The following is a 22,432-nucleotide window of genomic DNA, read 5'->3' on the forward strand; positions in this document are numbered from 1 at the left end:
CATGAATATCGGCCAAGCAGCCCGCCAGAGCGGCCTGAGCGCGAAGATGATCCGTTATTACGAGTCCATCGGCCTGCTCAAGGCCGCCAACCGCACGGACAGCGGCTACCGTGTGTACAGTGCGCAGGACTTGCACACCCTGGCCTTTATCAAACGTTCCCGGGACCTGGGTTTCTCCCTGGAGGAAGTCGGCAAGCTGCTGACCCTCTGGCAGGACCGCCAGCGCGCCAGTGCCGACGTCAAGGCCCTGGCCCGCCAGCATATCGAGGAATTGAGCCGCAAGATCGAGGAACTGGCCAGCCTGCGCGACACCTTGCAGGACCTGGTGGAGCACTGCCACGGCGACCAGCGGCCCGATTGCCCGATCCTCAAGGACCTGGCATCGGGCGGTTGCTGCCATTAAAAAATCCGGCCGAGGCCGGATTCTTCATTCAAGCGATCACTGCTGCATCCAAGGCGGAGGCGGCTCTTCAGCCTTGCTCGGCGGTTTGTCATCCGCCGCGCGGATTGCCTGCCGGCGCTCCTCCTCGAAACGTGCCGCTTCGATCTCGCGCATCACGCTGCCGACATCCGCCAGTTCTTCCGGATCGTCGAACTCACCCGTCAGAATGCTGCCCGGATGCAAGGTGCCGGCTTCGAACAACGCCCACATTTCCTTGGCATAACGGGTGTCCCGCAACTCCGGAGCGAAACGCCCGAAGTACGAGGCCATGTTGCCGACGTCCCGCTCCAGCATGCTGAAGGCGTGGTTGTTGCCCGCCGCATCCACCGCCTGGGGCAGGTCGATGATCACCGGGCCCTGTGGCGTCAACAGCACGTTGAACTCCGACAGGTCACCGTGCACCAGACCGGTACACAACATCAGCACAATCTGGGAAATCAGGAACGCGTGATACTCGCGCGCCTGATCCGGCTCCAGCACCACATCGTTGAGGCGCGGTGCGGCATCGCCGTACTCGTCCGCCACCAACTCCATCAGCAGCACGCCTTCCAGGAAGTCGAACGGCTTGGGCACCCGTACGCCAGCGCTGGCCAGACGGAACAACGCCGCCACTTCCGCGTTCTGCCAAGCGTCCTCGGTCTCCTTGCGACCGAACTTGGAGCCCTTGGCCATGGCGCGGGCCTGCCGGCTGTTACGCACCTTGCGGCCTTCCTGATACTCGGCCGCCTGACGAAAACTTCGTTTATTCGCCTCCTTGTAGACTTTGGCGCAACGTAGCTCGTTGCCACAGCGCACCACATAAACCGCTGCCTCTTTACCACTCATGAGTGGGCGCAGCACCTCGTCGACCAGACCGTCCTCGATCAGGGGTTCAATGCGTTTTGGAGTCTTCATCAGCTTTTATTGTGGGTCCTTTATTGCCAAACACGCGAATGTCACTCGTTATACGGCAATCCTCTCACAGCGGGGAGAGGATGCCGACCTCGAATACTCTCCAATGCACTCAATGTGCCAGATTATTCCGACGAACCGGCCAGATGAAAGCCGCGACTCCAAAGAATAGCTGACGATTATCAAGCTATTGTTCACGCAGCACCTTGCCTTTTCTGACCGAGGCCGACAGCCTGATGCTCAGAAAAAATCAGAATATTCGCCCTGTACCTCAACTTTTTTCCGCGCCGGCCGAAGCGCTCTAGGACAAAGGCGTTTTTGTCGGACAATCATTACGCCGCCAGCGAAACGGATTTTCGGCACCACTTTCACAGCTGCCCTATACCGACCACACGTGATCAGCACGTCTGGGGTCTACAAGAAAAATCTGGAGCGCGGATGAACATCAAGCAAAAGTTGACCTGGGCGTTTGCAATCGTCGCCTGTTTGCCGGTGGTGCTGGTTGCCACCCTGGTGGTACTGAACCTGCGCAGTGAAGCCCGCAGCAACTTTGTCGATGGCAGTGGCCGGGAGATCCGCCAGGTCAGCAACGCCATGCAGCTGTTTTTTGACGGCGTCAGCCAGAACGTCGAATACCTGACAACCCAGCCGCTGATAAAAAATTCCGATGGTGTGCTCAAGAGCTACATGAGCGCCGATGCAGCGCAAACGCCTCTGAACGAGCAGGACAAACAGATCTACGACCTGCTTGAGGGCATGAGACTGGCCCATCCGGCCTATTCCTATGTGTCCTACGGCGTTGGCAACGGCGGCTACGTCTCCACCCCAGCCGACCCGAAACTGGCCAGCTACGACCCACGTGTCCGTCCCTGGTACAAGACCGCGATCGCCAATCCCGGCAAGACCCTGCGGACCTCCGCCTACTACTGGGCTGCCGACGACGCCGTGATGATCGGCACCGTGCGCACCGTGGACAACAAGCTGGGCTCCCAGGGTGGTGTCATCGGTGTCGACGTGACCCTCAAGCAGCTCACCGAGATCGTCAAGCAGATCAAGCTCGGTGAAAGCGGCTACCTGATGCTGATGGAGAACAGTGGCAACCTGCTGGTGGACCCCAAGCAGCCTGAGCACAACTTCAAGGCCCTGGGCAGTCTCGGTGGCGGTTATGCGGACCTGGCCAAGGCCGGCAAGGGCCTGGTGGAAGTCGATATCAACGGCGAACACTACATGGCCAATGTCTGGCCGTCCGAGCAGTTGGGTTGGACCTTTATCGGCCTGATCAAGCAGAGCGAAGTGATGGCCTCGGCCAACCAGTTGACCTGGCTGGTGGCGATCATCGCCGCCGTGCTCGCGGTGATCTTCGCCATTGTCGGCGCCAGCTTCGCCAGCCTTATCGTGCGGCCGATCCGCAGCGTGGCCAGCGGCCTGGAAGGCATTGCCCAGGGCGAAGGCGACCTGACCCAGAACCTGCAGATCCGTGGCAGCGACGAAACCGCGCAACTGGCGAACTGGTTCAACCAGTTCCTTGGTGCGATCCGCAGCCTGATCCAGCACATCGGTCAGTCGGCGAACAAGATTCTCGATTCGTCGCGTAATTCCACCCGGGTCTCCGGGGACATGGCCGACGCCGCCGGGCGCCAGCGCGAAGCGGTGGACATGGTGTCGACCGCCTTCCACGAGATGGTCGCCACCGCCAACGAAGTCGCCCGCTCCTGCAGCCAGGCCGCCGAATCGGCCGACAGCGGCCAGCGCCAGGCCCGCGAAGGCCAGCAACAGATCGATGCGGCAGTGAGCAGCGTCGACCAGTTGAGTCATGAAATTTCCCAGTCGGCCCAGTCGATGCAGCAATTAGAGACCGACAGCAACAATATCCAGTCGATTCTCGGCACCATCCGCTCGATCGCCGAACAGACCAACCTGCTGGCACTCAACGCCGCCATCGAAGCGGCCCGGGCCGGTGAGCAAGGCCGTGGTTTTGCGGTGGTCGCCGACGAAGTGCGGGCCCTGGCCAAGCGCACCGCCGACTCCACGGCGGAGATCGACGGCCTGCTGGGCAATCTGGCCAAGCGCACCAGTCAGGTCGCCCAACAGATGCACGCCAGCCTTGAGGTATCGCAGGAATCGGTGAACCGTATCGGCCTGGCACGCACCAGTTTCGGGCAGATCCGCGAGTCGGTGGACGTGATCCGCGACATGAACACCCAGATCGCCACTGCGGCGGAAGAACAGCACCATGTGGCTGAAGACATCAACCGGCATATCAGCCAGATCCATGGCGATGCGCAGTTGGTGGCGGAACTGGCGAACTCGGCGCGGCTCGATTCCCAGGGTCTGGCGGGGCTGTCCAGTGAGCTGGATGCGTTGGTCAAGCGCTTCCGGACCTGATCAGATCTTGAGCACGCCGCATAACCTGTAGGAGCCTGGCTTGCCAGCGAAGAGGCCCTTGAGGCCGCCAAAAGCTTCGCGGGCAAGCCCTGCTCCTACAGCTGGGTGGTGTTCTTGAGTCTGTTGCGGTACTCAGTGGCGGAACAGTTCTCCCGGCGTATAACCGAACAAGCCCTTGAACGCGGCGATAAACGCCGACGTCGAGTCATAACCACAGGACAGCGCGGCCCGGGTCACGCTGTCCCCCGCCTCCAACGTCCCCAGCGACGAGAGCAATCGGGCACGCTGGCGCCAGCCCCGAAAACTCAAGCCGGTCTCACGCTGAAACAACCGCATCAAGGTTTTTTCCGACATGCCCAGGCGCTCGGCCCACTGCCCCAGGGTCACCCCCAGCTCGGGGTTCTCAATCAGTTCGTTGCACAAGTCGAGCAAGCGCGAATGACGCGGCAGCGGTAGCGAAAACCCCACCTCCGGCAGCCCCGCCAACTGATCCAGCAACACCTGCACCAAACGCCCCTCGCTGCCGCCCTGCTCGGGATAATCGGCCGGCAACAGGCAGAAACTCTTGATCAGCTCCCGGGCCAGCGGCGTGACCTCCAGCACCCGGCAACGCGACGGTGCCCACTGGCAATCCTCGCGGCGCACATACAGGCTGCGCATTTCCGCGCGCATCGAGGTCACCACCTCATGCTCCAGCCCCGCCGGAATCCAGACACCCCATTGCGGCGGCGCAAAGAAGCTGCCCTCGGCGGTATGCACCCCCAGCACCCCGCTGATGGCATAGGAAAACTGCACCCAGTCATGCCGGTGACGCGGCGTCCACGACCCGGCACTCAGACTCTCGGCCCGGGCATACAACGGGCGCGGCAGGGACGCCAGTTGCGGAATCTGTCGTTGGGGACCACGTTGTCCGTTAGTCGGCATGAATAGACCTTGTATCGCAAGACAGCTTTCAGGCTGCGACCTTAGGCCAAGCCATCGTTTCTGACAATGCCGCGGGCCATCAGCGCCCGACAGTGGTTCGCTTCTAGCAGCAAAGCAACACGGCGCAACGAATAAACCCTATCCTGTGCGAGATACAGCCTATAAACATGAAAGTTTTTTCCCACAAATAAAGCGACTGCTCATGCCCGTGAACTGGCAATACCTGACCGCCGCGCCGAGCTTGCCCGCGCTGTACCTGCGCGCCGCGACACGACGCATCATCGCGGGCCAACACTTGCCTGAGCAGGGGCTACGCAGTTGGGTGACCGTCGATGAACGGCGCCTGGCCGCTTATCGCCGGGTCTGCGGCTTTGCCGAGGGCAGCCCGATGCCGGCGACCTATCCCCATGTGCTGGCCTTGCCCCTGCAACTGCAGTTGCTGACGGCCAAGGAGTTTCCCTTTCCGCTGCCGGGCCTGGTTCACCTGAACAACCGTATCCGCCTGCTGCGGCCCCTGGGCGGCATGGGCAATCTGCGGATCGGTGTGCAGGTGCGTAACCTGCAGCCTCATGTCCAGGGCGCGACCTTCGATCTGCTCACCGAGATCGACGATGCCCTCGGGCCGCTTTGGGAGGCTGAAAGCCGGCTGCTCTGCCGGGGCGTCACCCTGGACGCCAAGCCACCACGGAAAACCAAGGCCCCGGTCCCGCCCTTGAGCGAGCTGACGCACTGGCAGGTTCCGGTGGATATCGGTCGGCGCTACGCCAGGGTTTCCGGCGACTACAACCCGATCCACCTGACGGCCCTGAGCGCCCGCCTGTTCGGTTTCCCCCGGCCCATCGCCCATGGCCTGTGGAACAAGGCCCGGATCCTCGCGGCCCTGCACGAGCACCTGCCGAGCGCGAATATCGAGATCGAGGTGGCGTTCAGAAGACCGGTGCGCCTGCCCGGCGAAGTCGGCCTGTGGGTCAGTGCACCGGGCTCGAACGGCGCGTTCAAATTGTCCGGGGCCAAGGGACTGGAACATCTGAGCGGCCGTTGGCGCCCCATTGCCTGACACCACACCTACCCGCCCTGACGAATATTTCATCGGCTCCAGGTGTTATCCCTACAGCAAGGCCCTTGCTTCCCGTTCTCATCCACCGGAAGCTAGACGCCTTGAAGGAGAACACCCGCATGAACCTCGACGAACTGACCCAACGCCTGCACGGCATCCGTGATCGCAACGACTGGAAAACTTTCCACAGCCCGAAAAACCTGGCCATGGCCGCCAGCGTGGAGATGGCCGAACTGGTGGAGATTTTCCAATGGCTCAGCGAGGATCAATCGCGCCAGTTGCCACCGGAAAAGCTCGCCCATGCCGGACAGGAAGTCGGCGATATCGTCCTTTATCTGCTCCTGCTGTGCAGCGAACTGGGGTTGGACATGAACGAAGTGGTCCGCGCCAAGCTGGCCGACAGCGAACGGCGCTTCGCCCAATGAGCGACCGTCATTTCGACCAACTGGCAACCCGTTTCGCCGAAAAAATCTACGGTGGGGCCAAGGGCGCGATCCGCCTCGCCGTGCTCCAGGCAGACCTGACCGAGAGCCTGCCGCAGCGCCCGTTGCGGGTGTTGGATATCGGCGCGGGCCTGGGCCATATGTCGTTGTGGCTGGCCGAGCGCGGTCATCAGGTGACCCTCGCCGAACCCGCCGAGCCGATGCTCGAGGGCGCACGCCAGCGCTTTGCCGAGGCCGGACAAAACGCGACCTTTATCCAGGCACCGTGGCAGGAACTGCTCGGCCAGCTCACCGAACCCTATGACCTGGTGCTCTGCCACGCCGTGCTTGAATGGCTGGCCGAACCCCATGCGATCCTGCCGGTGCTGCACCAGCTGTGCAAGCCCGATGGCTGGCTGTCCCTGGCCTTCTACAACCGCGATGCACTGATCTATCGCAACTTGCTCAAGGGCCATTTCCGCAAGATGCGCAAGAACGACATGGCCGGCGAAAAGCAGAGCCTGACCCCGCAACAACCCCTTGATCCACGGGAATTGGCGGCGCAACTTGAAGGTCTGTGGCGGGTCGAAACCCAGAGTGGCGTGCGGGTTTTCCACGACTACATGCCGGTTGAATTCCAGGCCCGCGCCACCCTGGCGGATCTGCTGGAAATGGAACTGGCCCACCGTCGCCATCCCGGTTTTGCCGGACTGGGACGTTACCTGCACTGGATCTGCCGTCCGGTCTGAATACGGAGGATGCAATGAGTCGCCGTTTTTGTCTGCTAGCGCTGTGCCTGGGGATGGCTGCCTGCCAGAGCAACAACCCCTACACCAGCAGTTCCATGCCCCTGCCGCCGGCCCCGGCGCAGGTCGCCCATGGCCCGGACCTGAGCGCCTACCCGGCGCCATCACGGGACTATGGACGCTACCGCACCTGGGCCTGGAGCAATGACCGGCTGCCCGCCGGCACCACCTGGGCCGATCCGGCGCAGTTGGCCGAAGTGGTCGGCAATGCCCTCGAACAACAGGGCTTGCGGCCACGCCGCGATACGGCACCGCCGGACCTGCGGGTCAGCGCCGACCTGCATGTGGAGAAACGCCTGCGCCAGGTCCAGGAAGACTACGGTTATGCCGGCGGCCCTTATGGCTACCGCTATGGCATGTACCCCAGCGCCCCGATCGTGCGCACCTACGAGGTGCAAGTGCTCGTGGTGCGTATCAGCCTGTTCGACGCCGGCACCGGCCAACCGGTCTGGAGCGCCAGCGCCGAAACCGGCACCCAGGGCAATCAGCTCGAACGCGCGGATGCCTTGCGCGAGGCCGTGGGCAAAGCCCTGGCCAGCTATCCACCCAGCTAGACCCCCTCCGGAGAAAAATCATGTTCCGCCGTCTCGCTTTAGTGGTTTTTGCCGTGCTGCTCAGCGCCTGCGAAACCACCCAGGTCAACCATGACTTCGACGCCAGTCGCGACTTCGCCGGCTACCGCAGCTGGAGCTGGAAAGAACCCGCGTTGCAGTACCGACCCGACGATCCGCGGATCAAGAGCGATATCACCGAACAGCGGATTCGCCAGGCGGTCGGCGAGCAGTTGGACCAGCGCGGCTTGCGCCCGGTCATGGCCGGCGGCAAGGCCGATGTGAAGGTCCAGGCGTACCTGATCGTCGACAACCGCCAGCAGCAGGTGAGCACCAGCTACGGCGGCGGTTGGGGTGGCCCTTGGCAAGGCGGTTTCTGGGGCGGCCCGGGCTACACCGAAACCCGTAGCGTCGACTATCAGGTCGCGACGATCCAGATCGACCTGCTCGATGGCAAGGACGGCAAGCTGGTCTGGCGTGGAAGCGCCGAACAGATGGTCAACAACGGTTCGACACCCGCCGAGCGCAGCGCGGCGATCAACCAGGCGGTGGCCAAGTTGATGAGCGCGTATCCGCCGAAATAGTCGTTCGCCGCAACATTCCCGCCCCTGTAGCGCGTCGACCGACGGCGCCTGCAGGGGTCCTATCGAATCGCCCAACCTTGGCTACACTGGCAGACAACACTGCAAAGTAAGCGCTCGGCCAGCGGCCAGCAAGGGAGTGCTCGATGTCTTTCCCCGGTCGTGTCGTCGGTTTTCGTGGCCCGTCCGGGCAACGCGGGGCGATTGGCCTGATGGCGGCCCTTACCCTCGGCCTGGCCCTGCTCCTGATGGTGGTGGTGGTCGATACCGGCCGGCTCTACCTCGAACAACGCAAATTGCAACGGATCGCCGACGGTTCGGCGCTGGAAGCGGTGAGCCGCGCGGGGACCTGCCTGCCCGGCCTGAGCGCCGCCAGCTACGCGACCCAAAGTGCCAGCCGCAACGCCTTCACGGTCGGCACCGGCAACACCTTGACCACGACCTGCGGCACCCTGGTGACCGGGGCCAATAACCTGCGCACCTTTGCCGTGGATGCCACGCAATCCTCGGCCATCAAGGTAGTCGCCACCCATGCCGTGCCCACCAGCATCGCTGCCGGGATCTACTCCCTGGTGTCGCCCGGCACCTTCAATCCGAATTCCCAATTGACTGCAACGGCGGTGGCCGCGACGCCCCTGCCGCCCACCGCGCAATTGAGCATCCGCAGCACCGTCGCCAATGTGAACCTGCTCAACGGGGTCATGGGGCCCTTGCTCGGCGGTTCGATCAATATCACCGCGGCCGGCTGGAACGGCCTGCTCAGCACCAACATCAGCCTGCTCGGCTACCTGCAACAACTGGCCATCGACCTTAACGTGACAGCCGGTAACTACACCCAATTGCTCGCCACCAATGCCACCGTCACGCAGTTGATCCAGACCGCTATCACCGTCTCCCAGGCCAATGGCGCGAGCGCCGACGTGCTGACCGCGCTGGGCAACCTGAAAGTCGCCGCGCAAACGGCCGGAAGCATCAAACTGGGGAGTTTTCTCAACCTGTCGACGCTCACGCCGACCTCGGTACTGAATGCCAATCTGCAGCTGTTCCAACTACTCCAGGCGATTGTCGAGGTGGCCAATAACCAGAACGGCCTGGCGGTGAATCTGCCCGTCAGCCTGCTGGGCTTGGGAGTGGGGGCGACGGTGCAGACCAAGGTGATTCAAGCACCGCAGTTCTCCGCGATCGGCAACCCGGCCCTCGCCGCGCTCAACCCGACAGGCCCCAATGGCATCTATGTGCGCACGGCACAGATCCGCACACTGGTGACCCTTGATCTGTCATTGGTGACCAATTTATTGAGTGTAGTGACAGGGCTGCTTTCAGCCGGTACCGGACTGCTGGGACTGACTCTGCATGTACTTCCCAATCCAACCCTGGACATCAGCCTTGAAGCCGGTGGCGGCAGCAGTTATGTCACGGGCTACACCTGCGTCAGCGACACCAATAAAAGCCTGTCCATCAGCGCCACCACCGATACCGCCTACCTGCGGGTGGGCAATATCAATTCGGACTGGGCGACCAACACCACACCGCTGACCGTAACACCCTTCACGTTGGTATCCATCGGCACGGCAACGGCACCTTTTTCCGCCGGCGGCGCATCCCTGATGATCAGCAGCCCGGCGCTGCAAACAACCGGCACCAATACCTTTATCAATCCACCCGATGTCAATGTGACGCCAACGCCCGCCTATCCGCCCTACACCCTGTCGATGTCCAATCCCATCGCCAGCCTGGCTCAATCCGTCAATGGCATACAGCTGACGACCTATCCACCGACTTACACCGCCCCAACGCTCCTGACAGCGGTTTTCACGCTCCTCACGACGACCCTCAACGGCGTGATCAGCACTCTGGCCTCAACCCTGAGCGGCCTGCTCAGCCCCCTGCTGGACAGCCTGATCAACACGCTATTGGCGGGGCTGGGGATCACTGTCGGACAGATTTCCGTCGACGGCCACCTCACCTGCGGCCAGACCGGCAAGGCCTACCTGGTGATCTGAAGCGATCGGCAGTTCCACACAGAACCGCGCCCCGGCCTCGCCATTGCGTACGCTGAGGCGCCCGCCCATGTTCTCGACAATCCCGTAGCTCACCGACAAGCCCAACCCGGTGCCGACGCCTATCGGCTTGGTGGTGAAGAAGGGTTCGAAGATCCGCTCCAGCAACCGCGGATCGATGCCGCCGCCGTTATCCTCGACAAACAAGCGCACCGCCCGCTCATCACGTTCGGCGGTCAGCGCAATCCAGGGCTCGAAATCGCGGTTCTTCTCACGCTTGCTCAACAAGGCATCCCGGGCATTGACCATCAGGTTGATCAGCACCTGCTCCAACTGGTCGACAAAACCCCGCACCTGCACCTCGAACCCGATGGGCGCCACCCGCAGCTCCACGCCCTTGCCCTTCATCCCTTCGCTGAGCAACGACAAGGTGCCTTCCACCGCCTGTGCAGGATTGAACGGCGCCTGCTCGATTTCCGAACGGCGACCGAACACCCGCATATGATCGACCACCCGCGCCGCCCTCTGGACCTGGGCGTCGATGCGATTGAGCTTGTCCTGCAAATAGTCGACCTGCACATCGCCATTGCCCAGGCGCTTGAGCACATTGACGATGGCCATGCGCATGACGTTCAGCGGCTGGTTGATCTCATGGGCCAGGCCAGTAGCCATTTCCCCCAGGGTGGCCATCTTCGCGCTCTGGGTCAGTTGCTGCTGGGAACGCCGCACCTCGGTGTTATCACGTCCCACCGCCTGCACCTCGACCAGCCGGCCTTGCGCGTCAAACACCCCGCGATCCGACCAGACCCACCAGGCATGCTCGCGGCCGGGCAATTGCAGGCTGATTTCCGCCGTACTCACCGGGAGCTCCGGAGTCAACAGGGACAGACGCTGGACAAACGCCGCGCGCTGCTCGGGCGACAGCCAGTTGCCCAGGTTGGCCCCCGGCAATTGCTCGGGCGAACACTCCAGATAGACCGCGAGCGGCTTGTTGCCGAAGGTCAGGGTCAGGTCCGGGCGGTAACGACAGATCATCGCCGGCGAATCTTCCACCAGGATGCGATAGCGCTCCTCGCTCTTCTCGATCTGCTCGGCGGCCAGGGTCGCTTCCGTGATGTCCAGCCACAGCCCCACCGCTTCCACCGGCAAGCCGAGGTCATCACGCAACAGCCGGGCCTCATCCAGCATCCAGTGATAGGCACCGCCCTTGTCCCGGAGCCGATAACGGCAACTGACGTTGCCTTTACGCAGCAACTGGCGGGTACGCTCGAAATAACGGTCGCGATCCTCGGGATGAATCCACTGCGCCAGGCTGCCATCGGCACAGTCGGCCAGGGTCCAGCCCAGCAGCGGCAACAGGCTGTCGCTGAAGAACACCGGCTGCAAGGCACCCTCGACATAACGCTGTACATAGATCACCGCCGGCGAGCTGGCAATCAGGTTGTCCAGCCGGGCATGGGCGGCGGCGGCGGCCTGCTCCTGGTTCTTGACGTCACTGATGTCGAGCATGAAACCAATGATCCGCAAGCTGTCACCAACACCCAGCACCTGACCCTGCAGGCGATACCACTGAGGGGCCTGCTGCGGGTCCTCGGCATGCCGGCGGACACAGAGCAGCAGCGCCTTGCCCTGCTGCAAGTCGTACATGCGGCTGGACAGTTCCTGGCGGTCGGCGGCGTGGAACAACCCCAGCCAACCTTCCAGCGACACCACCCCGTGCAACGCTTCAAGCCCCAACTCCTGCACCAGTTGCGGGGCCAGTTGCAGTTCGTCGAGGGACGGCGTCCACTCCCACCAGCCGGTGCCCAACAAACCTTGCAGCACCTCCAGGCGCTCCAGTTGATGGTGATGAACCTGCTGGCGCAGGCGCGCCAGCAACGGCGCCGCCAGGGCCGCCGCCAGTTGCAGCCAGTCACGGTCGTCCAACTGCGTTGCGCGCTGACGGGCCGGGTAAAAACCGGCGAGCAACCACGCCGCCACCCCATGGTCATCACAAAAAGGAATAAGCAAGCCATCGGCGTTGCCCATCACCCCTTGCAGGCGCAGATGCCCGCTGAGGCCTTGTTGCGCGTTGAAGTACAGCGGCACCATGCCGCTGAGGCTGTCCAGGCCACTGCCCAGGGCCTGGCCGGTCTGCCACAGGGCCGGAGCGTCATGGGCCCGATACTGACTGTGCACCGTCCACTGCTGTTGATGTTCGTCAAGCAGCGCCAGGGCAACACAGGGAATCCGCCAGCGCTGGGACAGGCCCTGCAACTGCTCGTTCAGCACCTGGGGCAGACGTGCCAGGCTGCACAGGCGCAATTGTTCGCTCATCTGCCCGGCGACCTGCTGCAGCTGCTCACGCAAAGATGAGCGCAGGTTGTGCTCAAGCAGGTCGCCGATGTCCAGGGCCTGCAACCACCAGCCGGGATTGCCGGGCTGGACCCAGGCGCGGGTATGCAGGACTTGCCCGGCCGGTCCACTGAAGTCCAGGTCGAGGCTCTGGCCGAGCCAATCCGCCGGCACGCCTTCGACAGACAAGCGACTGGAGAGCAGCAACAGGTTACGCAACTCACAGCCTGCCGCCTGCGGCGCCAGGTCATGACGCAAGGGACCGTCGACGCTCAAGACCCGGCCCTCGTCATCGAGCCGCAGCAGCAAGCCGAAGGCCGGGGCGGGCAAGTGGCGCATGGGCTCGGGCGGCGACTCACTGCCGCGCCCCAGCAAGCGCCCGAACAGCTTGTCCCCTGCGCTCAAAATTGCAGACTCGAGATGACCGTCAGGTTCGCGGGAAGGCTGGGCACCGTGCCGATGCCAGGTAACACCAGAAACGGCAGGACATTACGCAGTTGGGATGTCGGGTACGTGATGGTGACCTTCAGGATACCGCCCGAGTAGAGCGCCGTAATATTGTTGGCGGCGGTGAAGTTGAAGCTGCTGGGAATCCAGGTCAACCGGTTGGCGGCCGCCTGGACGGCGGTGGTCTGGACCAGAGCGGTATAGCCACTTCCGGCCGCCACCGGGTCGACCGCCACGCTACTGCGCAAGGCCTCGGCCGTCGCTTCATGGAACGACTGCACCATCAGCAGCGGCAGGCAGTAGCTGACCGTGCCATAGAACACCGCGAAAAAAATCAGGAACACGAGGGCGAACTCGATGGCGGCGGCGCCTTTTTGCTTTCGGGGGAGGCTGGGGCTCATGGCAAGGTCTACCCTGACAACTGCACGTTGCTATCAGCATAGAATCATTCGCCGGGAAGAGACGTTTTTTAGCCCATGCACAGCCTTGTTCTAGCGGCCTGGTTAGCACTCTGTGCCACCCAGGACCTGCGCCACCGGCAAATCGCCAATAGCCTGACCCTCGGCAGCGCGGTGCTGGCCCTGATCTATCTGCTCTGGACCGGCAGCACCTGGCTGGGGGCGCCTGCCGCCCAGGGCGGCATCGCCTTGCTCCTGGCCCTGCTGCTGACCTTGCCCGGCTACGCCACCCGACGCATGGGTGCCGCAGACGTCAAGCTGTTGTCGGCGCTGGCACTGGCCAGCGAGCCGTCGACCCTGCTCGGCACCTTTATCGGCGCCGGCGCCGCGATGCTGCTCTGGCACTGGCTGGCCCCCCGAGTGTGGCCATTACTGGGGCAAGGAACGCAGGCAAGCCTGCACCACCTGGCCCCGGAAACCTTGGGCAAACGCCCTTTCGCGCCATTCCTGCTGATTGGCCTGCTCGGCATGTCGATCAACTCCCTTTAGTAGTAGCACTATGTACAGAGTGGCAAAGTGCGTCTACTTTTGAGGAACAAGCCCTGCGAAACTGCGCGCGTGGGCAAGGAGCTCGTAGTCATTGGCTGGTAGAGCATGGAGTCGCGCGTGAACAAGCTTGTCTCTCAAGTAAAAGTACTGGTGGTGGATGACCAACCACCGATCGTCGAAGAAATCTGCGAGTTTCTCGAAAGCAACGGCTACCGTTGCGTCCCTTGCCTGTCCAGTCGGCAGGCGCTTGAAGGTTTCAGCGAAGACAGCGAGATCGGCCTGGTGCTCTGCGACCTGCAGATGCCGGAGCTGGACGGCATCGAACTGGTGCGCCAGCTGCAACAGATCGCCGGGAAACATCGGGCTTTCGAGGCCATCATGCTCACCGGGCGGGCCGACAAGCAGGACGTGATCAAGGCGTTGCGCGCTGGTATCGCCGACTACTACCAGAAGCCCGTGGATCTGCACGAACTGCTCGAGGGCATCCATCGCCAGGACAAGGCACTCGCCGAGCGCAAACGCACCGACAGCCTCGGGCATCTGAACCAGAAGCTGCAGTTCCTCGCCGAATCCATCGACGACCTGTACCAGGACCTGAACAGGATCCGGAGCGGTTCGCCTGCCGACAGCAGCGAGGAAGCCGATCCCGACTCGGTACAGATCCTGCCCGAAATCGTCAGCCAGCTATCGCCGCGCCAACTGGACGTCGCGCGGCTGGTGGGCAAGGGCCAGACCAACTACCAGATCGCCTGTGAGCTGGGCATTACCGAAAACACGGTGAAACTCTATGTGTCCCAGGTGCTGCGCCTGACCCATATGCACAACCGCACCCAACTGGCACTGGCCTTGTCGCCCGCCAGGGTCGGCCACAGAGGGATCACCGAGCACTGATCCCGCCAGGCATCCGCTTGCCAGCGATAACGATGTTGTATTCACCGCCGCCATCGCCACCAAGCCCTGCTGCTTGCATCCTGTCCGCTTAATTGCTCTTCAACGACCCGCCGGCATCCTGCTTGAAAAATTCCGGAATCGGATGTTTGTAGCTGTCCAGCCAGCGTTGCAGGCTTTGCTCGCGTTCGCTCGGCGTGGCGACCTGGGGCGTCGAGCTCTGCTGCTTTCCCGCCACCTGTAGCTGCAACCAGTTTTCCGTCTCCTTCTGATAGGGCGAAGACGGTCTCTGCTCTACCGCCTGGACCGCCAACGACAGTAGCAGGCACGCCACGCCACAGAGTTTGTATGGTTTCATCCCGACCTCCTTGATGTCGATTCAACGCACGCTTGCCGCAGCGGCAGGCGCCTCTTCCCTTGCCGCCACCCGGTCACTGGCGGGCCGGCTACCCGCTCCGCCGCCGCTCTTGAGCTGCTGGGCCCGGGCCTGGGCCTCGCTGAACTGCCCGGGGCTCAGGTTCATCCGGGTGACCAGCTCAGCGGCCTGGCTCCAGTTGTCCTGATAAAGCAACAAGCTCACCAGGTTCACCGACGCCAAGGGATCGGACTGCTTGAGTTCGATGGCGGTAAGAAACTCGAAACGGGCATCCTCCAGTCGCAGTTGGTTGAGATAGACCACCCCCAGGTCGTTGCGGATCTTCTCGTCGGTCGGCGCCAGGCGCGCCGCCCGCTGCAAATGCGCCATGGCCTGGCCGTTGTCGTTGCGCGCCGCCGCCAGTTGCCCGAGGCCATGCTCACCTTCGGCCGCGAGGCAAGTCCCGAGCAGGCTGCGATACAGCGGCTCGGCCTCGCTACGGCCCAACTGCCGATAGACCCGGGCCTTGCGCAAGCGCACGGCGTCGAGGCTTTCCGGCAGGTTCTGCAGGTTGGCCAGGCTGGCGTGCAGCTTGCCCTCATTGGCCATGTCATCCGCCAGGTTCAGGGACAGCTCCTGGTCGGCGTCCGGTTTGGCGCAACTGCCCCCGGTCCCCATCAGTGCGGTCCAGGGCGCACGACCATCCCCGGCACAACCGGCCAGCGTCAGAAACGCCACCGCGGCAATCAATACCTTCATCCAACCACTCCCTAGGATGCGCCAAACGCCTTGGCCAGGGCGGTAAAACCCGGCCCCGCCAGGACAATCAACAATGCTGGAAACAGAAACACCATCATCACCACGGACATCTTTGCCGACAGTTTGGAGATGTACTCCTGCTGACGGGTCAAGCGCCGGTCATCAAGCAATTGCTTGAGGGCCAGCAACGACTTCATCGCCCCACCGCCCTGGTGGATCAACTGATGGAGGATCACGCAGATATCGTCGAACTCGTCCACCTCCAACAGGCCGGCCACCTTGTTCAACTCCTCTCCCAACTCCAGCCCCGAATCGACCCGCGCCAGTACCAGGCGCAGCTCCCCGGTCACCACCGGCAGCAGCTCCCGACCCTCCTGGGAGAGCACCCGCAAGGCCTGTTCCACCGCCATGCCCGACTCGAACAGGATGCGCAGCAACGGAATGAAGGTCGATATCTCCTGGACCACCTGCTTCTGCCGACGCCGAGCCAGCACCACCAACAGTCGCTTGGGAAACAGATAGCCACCGGCCAGGGCCAGGAAAGGCGCGATCCAGGGCGAGGTGGTGTCAGGGAAGAGCCACCCTTCCAGCAGTGACACTATCCCCAGCGCCAGCACCGGAGTGGCGATCTGGCTGGCGGCAAACAACGAACGCTGGCTGGCCTTGCGCCAACCCACACGATTGAGCAGCACCAGGGTTTCGTTATCCATGCTGATCAAGTGCTGGCCGAAACGGGATTCGCCCAAACGACGCAGCAGGTTGCCGAAACGGTTGTCGCGACTCATATGACCTTGCAGACGCCGGGTCACGGCACGCTTGCGCCGACGTCGCTGCATCCATTGGCCAGCCGCCAGGGTCAAGGCGGCGAAGAGCAGCAGGGCACTGGCCAGGATCGTCATCTCACACGCTCCGCAACATGCGCCAAAGCGCCAGGCAACCGAACACCTGTAACCCGACGGCCATCAGCAGCATATGCTGGCCGCTGTTGTCCTCCCACATGTGCATCAGGTAGCCCGGGTTGGAGACCAGGAAGAAGCCCGCCATGCCCACCGGCAGCAACGCCAGCACCACGGCGGTCATGCGGGTTTCCCCGGTCATCGCCCGCAGTTGCCGGTCACCCTGCTCGCGTTCGCGAATCAGCTTGATCAGGTTTTCCAGCAACTCGCTGGCGTTGCCGCCATACCGGTGGTTGACCTTCAAGCCCAGGGCCAGGAAACGGAACTCGTCGCGCTCATAGAATTGGGCAAAGTCGTGCACGGCATCCGACAGGCTGACCCCCAGCTCGACATTGCGTCGTACCCGCCCCATGGCCTCGCGCAGCGGATCGGTTGAGGCCTCGACACCGCCCATAAGCGCATCGGCCAGGGTTCGCCCCGACTTGAGACTGCGCACGGCGTGATCAAGCGCCGAAGGCAGTTGCTCGACCATCCGCCGCAAACGACGCCGATAGCGCCAGGCCAGATACAGACGCAAGGCCAGGGGCGGCAGTACCAGCATCAGCAACAGTCCCATGCCAGCGGCCTGCACAGCGCCGAGCGCCACCAGCAGCGCCCAGATCCCCAGCCACAAGCCTTGCCGCTCGCCGGGGCGATTCAGGCCGGCGCGCACAAACAGCCGATCCAGGTGGTTCTTCGTGGTGTGGGTCGTCGGCGCCAGGACCGGCTGCCCTTGGCCCAGGCGGCTCAGCACCCGTTCATGACCGGTCTTGCGCAGGCTGATGTAGAACAAACGCATCGACAGCCCCAGCAATACCAGGCTGATCAACCAGAGCAACAGGGGAATTAACATCGGCGCCCCTCCTCAACCGAAGGACAAGGGCGAGTCACGGCGCAGCTTCTCACCACCCGGGTTCACCGCCTCGCGCAGGAAACCAAAGCCGTTGCGCCGACCCAGGCGAAACAGGGTATTGGTGACATAGATGTCCTCGCGCACATCCAGCACCTCCACCACTTCGCTGACACAACGACGGCCGTCGGGCAGGCGGGTCAACTGGATCACTACATCGAGTGCCGCGCAGATCATCTGGCGCAGGGTCTTTTCGCCGATCTGCCGTCCCGTCAGACCCACCAGGGTTTCCAGGCGCAGCAAGGCATCCTGGGCGTTGTTCGCATGCACGGTGCTCATTGAGCCGTCGTGGCCGGTGTTCATCGCCGTCAGCACGTCGAGCACCTCCACACCACGAATCTCACCGAGGATGATCCGGTCGGGGCGCATCCGCAGGGCGTTGCGGATCAGGTCGCTGGACTTCACTTCGCCATGCCCTTCGGCATTCGGCGGGCGGGTTTCCAGGCGCACGACATGGGGGTGGTTGAGTTGCAGTTCAGCCACGTCCTCGATGGTGACCAGCCGTTCATGGGGGTTGATCAACTGGCTGAGGATATTCAGCAGGGTGGTCTTGCCGGTGCCGGTACCGCCGCTGATCAGGATATTGCAGCGCTTGCCCACGGCCAGCTGGAGAAACTCGAAAATCGACTGGTCGATGGTCTGCATTGCCATCAGGTCGCTGCTCTTGAGCATGTCCTTGCGAAATTTCCGTACCGACAGGCACGGACCGTCGAGGGCGATCGGCGGAATAATGGCATTGACCCGGCTACCATCGGGCATCCGCGCATCAACCATCGGCGAGGACTCGTCCAGGCGCCGGCCCAGGGGCGCGAGAATCCGCTGGATAACCCGCTCCACGTGATGATCGTCGATAAACCGCAGGTCGCTCTGGTGCAGGACACCGTCGCGTTCGATAAACACCCGGTGCGGGCCGTTGACCAGGATCTCGGTCACCGAACTGTCGCGCAGCAGGACCTCCAGCGGCCCGAAACCGGTAAGCTCGTCGACGATCTCCTCCGCCAGCCGTTCCATCTCATACCGCGACACTGCCAGGTGCAGCCGCGAGACATACTCGCCGACCTTGTCGATGACAAACTGCGCCAGGGCCTGGCGCGAGCCTTCCAGCAGGTTTTTCCCCGACTCCTCGATGGCATCGATGATGTAGCGATGCAGCACCAGTTTCAGGCCGTCATGATCGCTATTGCCAGTCCCGCTGCGGGACTGCCCGCCGAACAGTTTCTCCGCCATTACTTATGCCCCCAGAGGCGATTGAACCAGCCTTCGGAGGTCTTGGTCAGGCCCAGGGAACGTTTCGCCAGGCGTTCGCCGAGGGTTTTCAGGCCCTGGGTCAGGGCTTCCCGGGGTGACAGTTCGAACAGAGTCTGGCCCTGGTTCTTCGCATTCAGGCGAACGTCCGGGTTGTAGGGCAGCACGGCAATCACTTCCAGGCCGAACGTCTTGCTCAGGGTTTCCGAGTCGGGCGAAACACCGCGCAGGTAGCGGTCGACCAGCAATCGGGCGTGATCGAGCTTCATGCCTTTTTCCCGCCAGAGATTGAGCACCGCGAGGCTGCGCCGGCAATCGAGCACATTCTGATCGGTGTACCAGAGCAACTTGTCGCAGTGGCTGACAAAGGTCCGCAAGGCCTCACTGTCGGGCTGCCCCACCAGGTTGACGACGATATGCTGGAAATGTTGGCGCAGGGCACTGAGCAGCATGTACAACTCCGCCGCACTGGTGCGTTTGAGGGGTTCGTCGGTGCTGGAGTAGGCGAGGATGCGCAGGCCCCCTTCAGCACTGGTAAAGGCGCTGTCCATCAGGGTCGCGTCGAGGCGGCGCAGATGGCGCAGGGCATCGCCGAAATGGAACGAACTTTCCAGGCCCAGTAGCGCCAGGCTGTCGCCCCGGGGCAGGCCCAGGTCCAGCAACAGGGTCTGCTGGCCGCTCTTCTGCACCACCAGCGCCAGATGGCTGGCGAGCAAGGCGCCCTCGGCATTGCCCTGGGCGCCATACAACACGGTGAAACCACCCAGTTCCGCACTTGGGGTCACCGCCGGCAGGCGTTTACTCAGACGCCGCACCAGGCCGGCCACTTCGCTGGAGCGCGAACCGTAGGCAACAAAATCCCGCGCACCGGCGCGCATCGCATTGAGTACCAACTGGTTATCCATGCCGTCGCCGAGGGCGACGATCGCCAGCATCGGCTTGGCTTCCAGTACCCCTTCGATCAAGGCGCTCTGGGCCACCAGGTTTTCCCGGTCCAGGCCGACAAAGATCAGGCTGGCAAAGGTGACATCCACCAGCGAGAGCAACTCGTCGAGGCTGCCGCCGGCGCTGACCACCTGCCCCAGGGGCGCCAGCGCGCCCTGCAGCCACTCCAGATCAGTGCTGTTGCGGGTGATTGCCAGAAAGGTCTGGCTCAGGCTCTGGCTCATTTTGATAACCCGCTGCGGCGATCGTAGTTGCCGTTATCGAGGAAGAACAGGCGGAACCAGTTCGGATCGTATTCGCGCAATTTTTCCCCCGGCAGGCTGGGCAACCGGGCATCCGCCGCCAGGGGCTGGACCAGGTGCGGCGTGACGATCATCAACAGCTCCTGCTCCTCGCGCTTCATGCTCGAGTTGCGAAAAAACGCCCCCAGCACTGGAATGTCGCCCAGGCCCGGCAGCTTGTTGATCTGCGAACTGTTGCTGGTGCTGATCAGGCCGCTGATGACAAAACTCTCGCCATCGGCCAGGGAAATGCTGGTGTCGGTGCGGCGGATCGTCAACGCGGGTACCGGCGTACCGGAAATGGTCACGGCGTTGCTGTAGTCCAGCGCACTGACCTCGGGCGCCACTTTCAGGGCGATACGGTTGCGAGCGATCACCGTCGGGGTCAGGGTCAGGCGAATACCGAACTCCTTGTACTCGATCGAGACAGTGTTGCTGCCAGAACTCGGCACCGGAATCGGGATCTCGCCGCCGGCGAGGAAACTCGCGCTCTGCCCGCTCAAGGCCACCAGGCTCGGACGCGCCAGGGTGTAGGCGAAGCCGCTGCCTTCCAGGGCATTGATCAAGGCCTTGACTCGCCCGCCGCCGAAACCGATGTTGAAGCTGGTGTTGTCCGGTGACAGTCCACCGGAGACCGCGCCGGTGCTGGCATTGGTCAGTACCGTGCCCGGGGAGCCGAACAGGTAGTTGCCACCCTGACCAAAAATCGCTGTCCCCGCCTCCTTGAGCTTGGTCCGATTGACTTCGACAAAACGAATATCGGTCTGCACCTGGATCGGCAGGGACGGGTCCATCGAGGGCGACAAGGATGTCGCGGTCAAGCTCGCCGTGGCCTTGCCCTGGACGAACACCATGCTCTGGCGCGGCTCGCTGGCGCAGGCGGTCCAGACCATCAGGCTGGTGGCGCCGGGGGCCATGCCGGTGAGCAGGAACGCATTGTTGCCGTTGGGGTGCACATCGGCGATTTTCGCATCGCCCACCGCCAGGCGGGTGATCGCGACTGGCGAGCGCAGTTCCTGTTGCAGGCCTTCACCGACTTCCAGCACCGCGGGCAACGGGCCCAGGCCGGCACAACCGCTCGACGCCGCCAGGGCGACATTCCAGCCCAAGCTCCCCACTAGCAGGGCCCCGATCATGGGTTTGAATCTCGGCACACATCGGCTCATCCGCGACTTCCTTGCTGACAGATCAGGGCGTTTGTTGGCTGACTTGATTACCGCGGATCACTTCGACGCCCCGGCTTTTCGCCGCACCGGGAGCCGCCGTTGCCTGGGCCCTGGGCACACCAGCCAGGGCCAACTGGTTGAACTGGAACAGGCTGTGATTGGTGCTTTCGACGCTGGCGGCGGCGCTCTCTCCGGCCCAGTAGCGCGGCAGCAGATGCTCGTCGGCGCTACGCACCGCCAGGCGCAACGTACCGACCTGGGTGGCAAGCATCAGGCGGCTGAGCAGCACTTGCGGCACGGCCAGCACCACCGTACGGGCGTTGCCGGGGCTCGGGGAGTGGTGCAGGCGTTCGTCGGCAGCGGACGACGGCGTGGCCGGCAAACCATCGTTGGTCAGCCCGAGTTGGTCGCCGACACTGAGCAGGCGCATCGCCGGCACCACCACCTGGGCCGACTGCTGCGGGTTACTGGCGTCCTGACGCAGAAACAACAAGACATCGACGTAGTCTCCCGGCGTCAACTGGCCACCGGCGCCGACAACCTCATCCACCGCCACCGCCAGGGCGCGCTCATCGGGACGGATCATCCGCGCCAGGGGGCCGCCGGCCTCGAAACTCTCGTCGCTGAGCCAGGTGCCGGCCTTCAAGGGCCGCCAGGGTATACGGTCCATGGCTTGTTGCAGCGAGCTCAGACTGCCGGCCGGTGCGGTACGCAGCCGCTCGACGGTGAGATCGGCCGCCGTCAGGGGCACAAAAGGGGGAACATCGTGGGCCAACACCACCACCGGCTGGCGCAGCGCGTCCTCGGCCCCCCCCGCGTTTTTTTCCACAGGCGCGACTACCGCTGCATCGGCAGGCGCCACGGGGACCGGCTGACGACTCAGCCTCAACCCCCAGTAACCGACCACAATGGCTGCGACCAAAAACAGGGCGGCCAACCCTATGGTAACGCGACTGTTCACGACTGCTCTCCCTTTCCTGCCAGACCCGAGGCCATGACCCATTCGCAATCAGGCAGCGATAAACATCAACTATTTCGCTATTGGACGGTAGCGCAGCTAGGACAAAACGCCATTACCGAGCGCCAAATATCCCCTCGTTCGGATGGATAAATTCTGAGTGTTCAACGCCAGGCCAAAAACTAATTCTTTGTGATTAATCC

22 protein-coding genes are annotated in these 22,432 nt (G+C 63.1%); 10 read left to right on the plus strand and 12 right to left on the minus strand.

Annotated features, from left to right (window positions below):
- The first annotated feature begins 1 nt into the window (after nucleotide 1).
- Entirely contained in the window at nucleotides 2-403 is a 402-nt protein-coding gene (gene cueR / locus M5C71_RS28330) for a Cu(I)-responsive transcriptional regulator (RefSeq protein ID WP_103496999.1), read from the plus strand.
- Nucleotides 404-439: 36 nt separating this feature from the next.
- Here cueR and M5C71_RS28335 read toward each other — a convergent pair whose 3' ends face one another.
- Entirely contained in the window at nucleotides 440-1,336 is an 897-nt protein-coding gene (locus tag M5C71_RS28335) for a PA4780 family RIO1-like protein kinase (RefSeq protein ID WP_100944321.1), read from the minus strand.
- A 435-nt stretch (nucleotides 1,337-1,771) separates the two neighbouring features.
- Here M5C71_RS28335 and M5C71_RS28340 point away from each other — a divergent pair, with 435 nt between their 5' ends.
- Nucleotides 1,772-3,718 (plus strand): methyl-accepting chemotaxis protein, encoded by a 1,947-nt coding sequence (locus tag M5C71_RS28340; RefSeq protein ID WP_152741613.1) that lies wholly within the window; start codon nucleotides 1,772-1,774, stop codon nucleotides 3,716-3,718.
- Between the two features lie 132 nt (nucleotides 3,719-3,850).
- On the opposite strand, the gene M5C71_RS28345 is transcribed toward M5C71_RS28340, so the two are convergent.
- Nucleotides 3,851-4,642, minus strand: a complete 792-nt coding sequence (locus M5C71_RS28345) for a helix-turn-helix transcriptional regulator (RefSeq protein ID WP_103497744.1) — start codon at nucleotides 4,640-4,642, stop codon at nucleotides 3,851-3,853.
- A 202-nt stretch (nucleotides 4,643-4,844) separates the two neighbouring features.
- Between M5C71_RS28345 and M5C71_RS28350 the strand changes: the two genes are divergently transcribed.
- The 6 genes from M5C71_RS28350 (at nucleotide 4,845) to M5C71_RS28375 (ending at nucleotide 10,062) form a co-directional block, all read left to right on the plus strand.
- Nucleotides 4,845-5,699 carry a MaoC/PaaZ C-terminal domain-containing protein gene (locus tag M5C71_RS28350; protein WP_248769290.1) on the plus strand — a complete coding sequence of 285 codons (855 nt, stop codon included), beginning with the start codon at nucleotides 4,845-4,847 and terminating at the stop codon, nucleotides 5,697-5,699.
- 119 nt (nucleotides 5,700-5,818) lie between these two features.
- Nucleotides 5,819-6,124, plus strand: a complete 306-nt coding sequence (locus tag M5C71_RS28355; RefSeq protein WP_100944316.1) for a MazG-like family protein — start codon at nucleotides 5,819-5,821, stop codon at nucleotides 6,122-6,124.
- Nucleotides 6,121-6,870 carry a methyltransferase gene (locus M5C71_RS28360; RefSeq protein WP_103497747.1) on the plus strand — a complete coding sequence of 250 codons (750 nt, stop codon included), beginning with the start codon at nucleotides 6,121-6,123 and terminating at the stop codon, nucleotides 6,868-6,870. The genes M5C71_RS28355 and M5C71_RS28360 overlap by 4 nt, the downstream gene beginning before the upstream one ends.
- A 14-nt stretch (nucleotides 6,871-6,884) precedes the next feature.
- Entirely contained in the window at nucleotides 6,885-7,481 is a 597-nt protein-coding gene (locus tag M5C71_RS28365; protein ID WP_248769291.1) for a DUF4136 domain-containing protein, read from the plus strand.
- Nucleotides 7,482-7,501: 20 nt separating this feature from the next.
- Nucleotides 7,502-8,062, plus strand: coding sequence for a DUF4136 domain-containing protein (locus tag M5C71_RS28370; RefSeq protein ID WP_248747601.1), 561 nt, complete (start codon nucleotides 7,502-7,504; stop codon nucleotides 8,060-8,062).
- A 143-nt stretch (nucleotides 8,063-8,205) separates the two neighbouring features.
- On the plus strand, nucleotides 8,206-10,062 hold the full coding sequence (locus M5C71_RS28375) for a pilus assembly protein TadG-related protein (RefSeq protein ID WP_248769292.1): 1,857 nt from the start codon (nucleotides 8,206-8,208) through the stop codon (nucleotides 10,060-10,062).
- On the opposite strand, the gene M5C71_RS28380 is transcribed toward M5C71_RS28375, so the two are convergent.
- Nucleotides 9,970-12,798, minus strand: a complete 2,829-nt coding sequence (locus M5C71_RS28380; protein ID WP_248769293.1) for a PAS domain-containing sensor histidine kinase — start codon at nucleotides 12,796-12,798, stop codon at nucleotides 9,970-9,972. The genes M5C71_RS28375 and M5C71_RS28380 overlap by 93 nt on opposite strands.
- Entirely contained in the window at nucleotides 12,795-13,241 is a 447-nt protein-coding gene (locus M5C71_RS28385; RefSeq protein ID WP_248769294.1) for a TadE/TadG family type IV pilus assembly protein, read from the minus strand. The genes M5C71_RS28380 and M5C71_RS28385 overlap by 4 nt, the downstream gene beginning before the upstream one ends.
- Nucleotides 13,242-13,316: 75 nt before the next feature.
- On the opposite strand from M5C71_RS28385, the gene M5C71_RS28390 reads away from it, so the two are divergent.
- Both M5C71_RS28390 and M5C71_RS28395 read left to right on the plus strand, forming a co-directional pair.
- Nucleotides 13,317-13,787 carry a prepilin peptidase gene (locus M5C71_RS28390; protein WP_248769295.1) on the plus strand — a complete coding sequence of 157 codons (471 nt, stop codon included), beginning with the start codon at nucleotides 13,317-13,319 and terminating at the stop codon, nucleotides 13,785-13,787.
- A gap of 117 nt (nucleotides 13,788-13,904) precedes the next feature.
- Nucleotides 13,905-14,678: a response regulator transcription factor gene (locus M5C71_RS28395; RefSeq protein WP_103497803.1), complete on the plus strand. Its 774-nt coding sequence runs from the start codon at nucleotides 13,905-13,907 to the stop codon at nucleotides 14,676-14,678.
- Nucleotides 14,679-14,766: 88 nt separating this feature from the next.
- Here the strand turns inward: M5C71_RS28395 and M5C71_RS28400 are convergent, their stop codons facing one another.
- From M5C71_RS28400 to cpaB, 8 genes are read right to left on the minus strand one after another with little or no spacing between them, the layout of a single operon-like run.
- On the minus strand, nucleotides 14,767-15,033 hold the full coding sequence (locus M5C71_RS28400; protein ID WP_103497758.1) for a DUF3613 domain-containing protein: 267 nt from the start codon (nucleotides 15,031-15,033) through the stop codon (nucleotides 14,767-14,769).
- A 21-nt stretch (nucleotides 15,034-15,054) separates the two neighbouring features.
- Nucleotides 15,055-15,789, minus strand: a complete 735-nt coding sequence (locus M5C71_RS28405) for a tetratricopeptide repeat protein (protein ID WP_177101340.1) — start codon at nucleotides 15,787-15,789, stop codon at nucleotides 15,055-15,057.
- Between the two features lie 11 nt (nucleotides 15,790-15,800).
- On the minus strand, nucleotides 15,801-16,688 hold the full coding sequence (locus M5C71_RS28410) for a type II secretion system F family protein (RefSeq protein ID WP_248769296.1): 888 nt from the start codon (nucleotides 16,686-16,688) through the stop codon (nucleotides 15,801-15,803).
- Nucleotide 16,689: 1 nt separating this feature from the next.
- Nucleotides 16,690-17,577, minus strand: coding sequence for a type II secretion system F family protein (locus tag M5C71_RS28415; RefSeq protein WP_103497763.1), 888 nt, complete (start codon nucleotides 17,575-17,577; stop codon nucleotides 16,690-16,692).
- A gap of 12 nt (nucleotides 17,578-17,589) precedes the next feature.
- Nucleotides 17,590-18,861: a CpaF family protein gene (locus M5C71_RS28420; protein ID WP_248769297.1), complete on the minus strand. Its 1,272-nt coding sequence runs from the start codon at nucleotides 18,859-18,861 to the stop codon at nucleotides 17,590-17,592.
- Nucleotides 18,861-20,048, minus strand: coding sequence for a pilus assembly protein (locus M5C71_RS28425; protein ID WP_248769298.1), 1,188 nt, complete (start codon nucleotides 20,046-20,048; stop codon nucleotides 18,861-18,863). Before M5C71_RS28425 ends, M5C71_RS28420 begins: the two co-directional genes overlap by 1 nt.
- Nucleotides 20,045-21,241: a type II and III secretion system protein family protein gene (locus M5C71_RS28430; RefSeq protein WP_248769329.1), complete on the minus strand. Its 1,197-nt coding sequence runs from the start codon at nucleotides 21,239-21,241 to the stop codon at nucleotides 20,045-20,047. The genes M5C71_RS28425 and M5C71_RS28430 overlap by 4 nt, the downstream gene beginning before the upstream one ends.
- Nucleotides 21,242-21,293: 52 nt before the next feature.
- A complete protein-coding gene (gene cpaB / locus M5C71_RS28435; protein WP_248769299.1) occupies nucleotides 21,294-22,232 on the minus strand; it encodes a Flp pilus assembly protein CpaB in 939 nt (312 codons plus the stop codon).
- Nucleotides 22,233-22,432: the final 200 nt, after the last annotated feature.

Source organism: Pseudomonas sp. MWU12-2345 (assembly GCF_023242385.1).
In the GTDB taxonomy this organism is placed as follows: Bacteria; Pseudomonadota; Gammaproteobacteria; order Pseudomonadales; family Pseudomonadaceae; genus Aquipseudomonas; species Aquipseudomonas gingeri_D.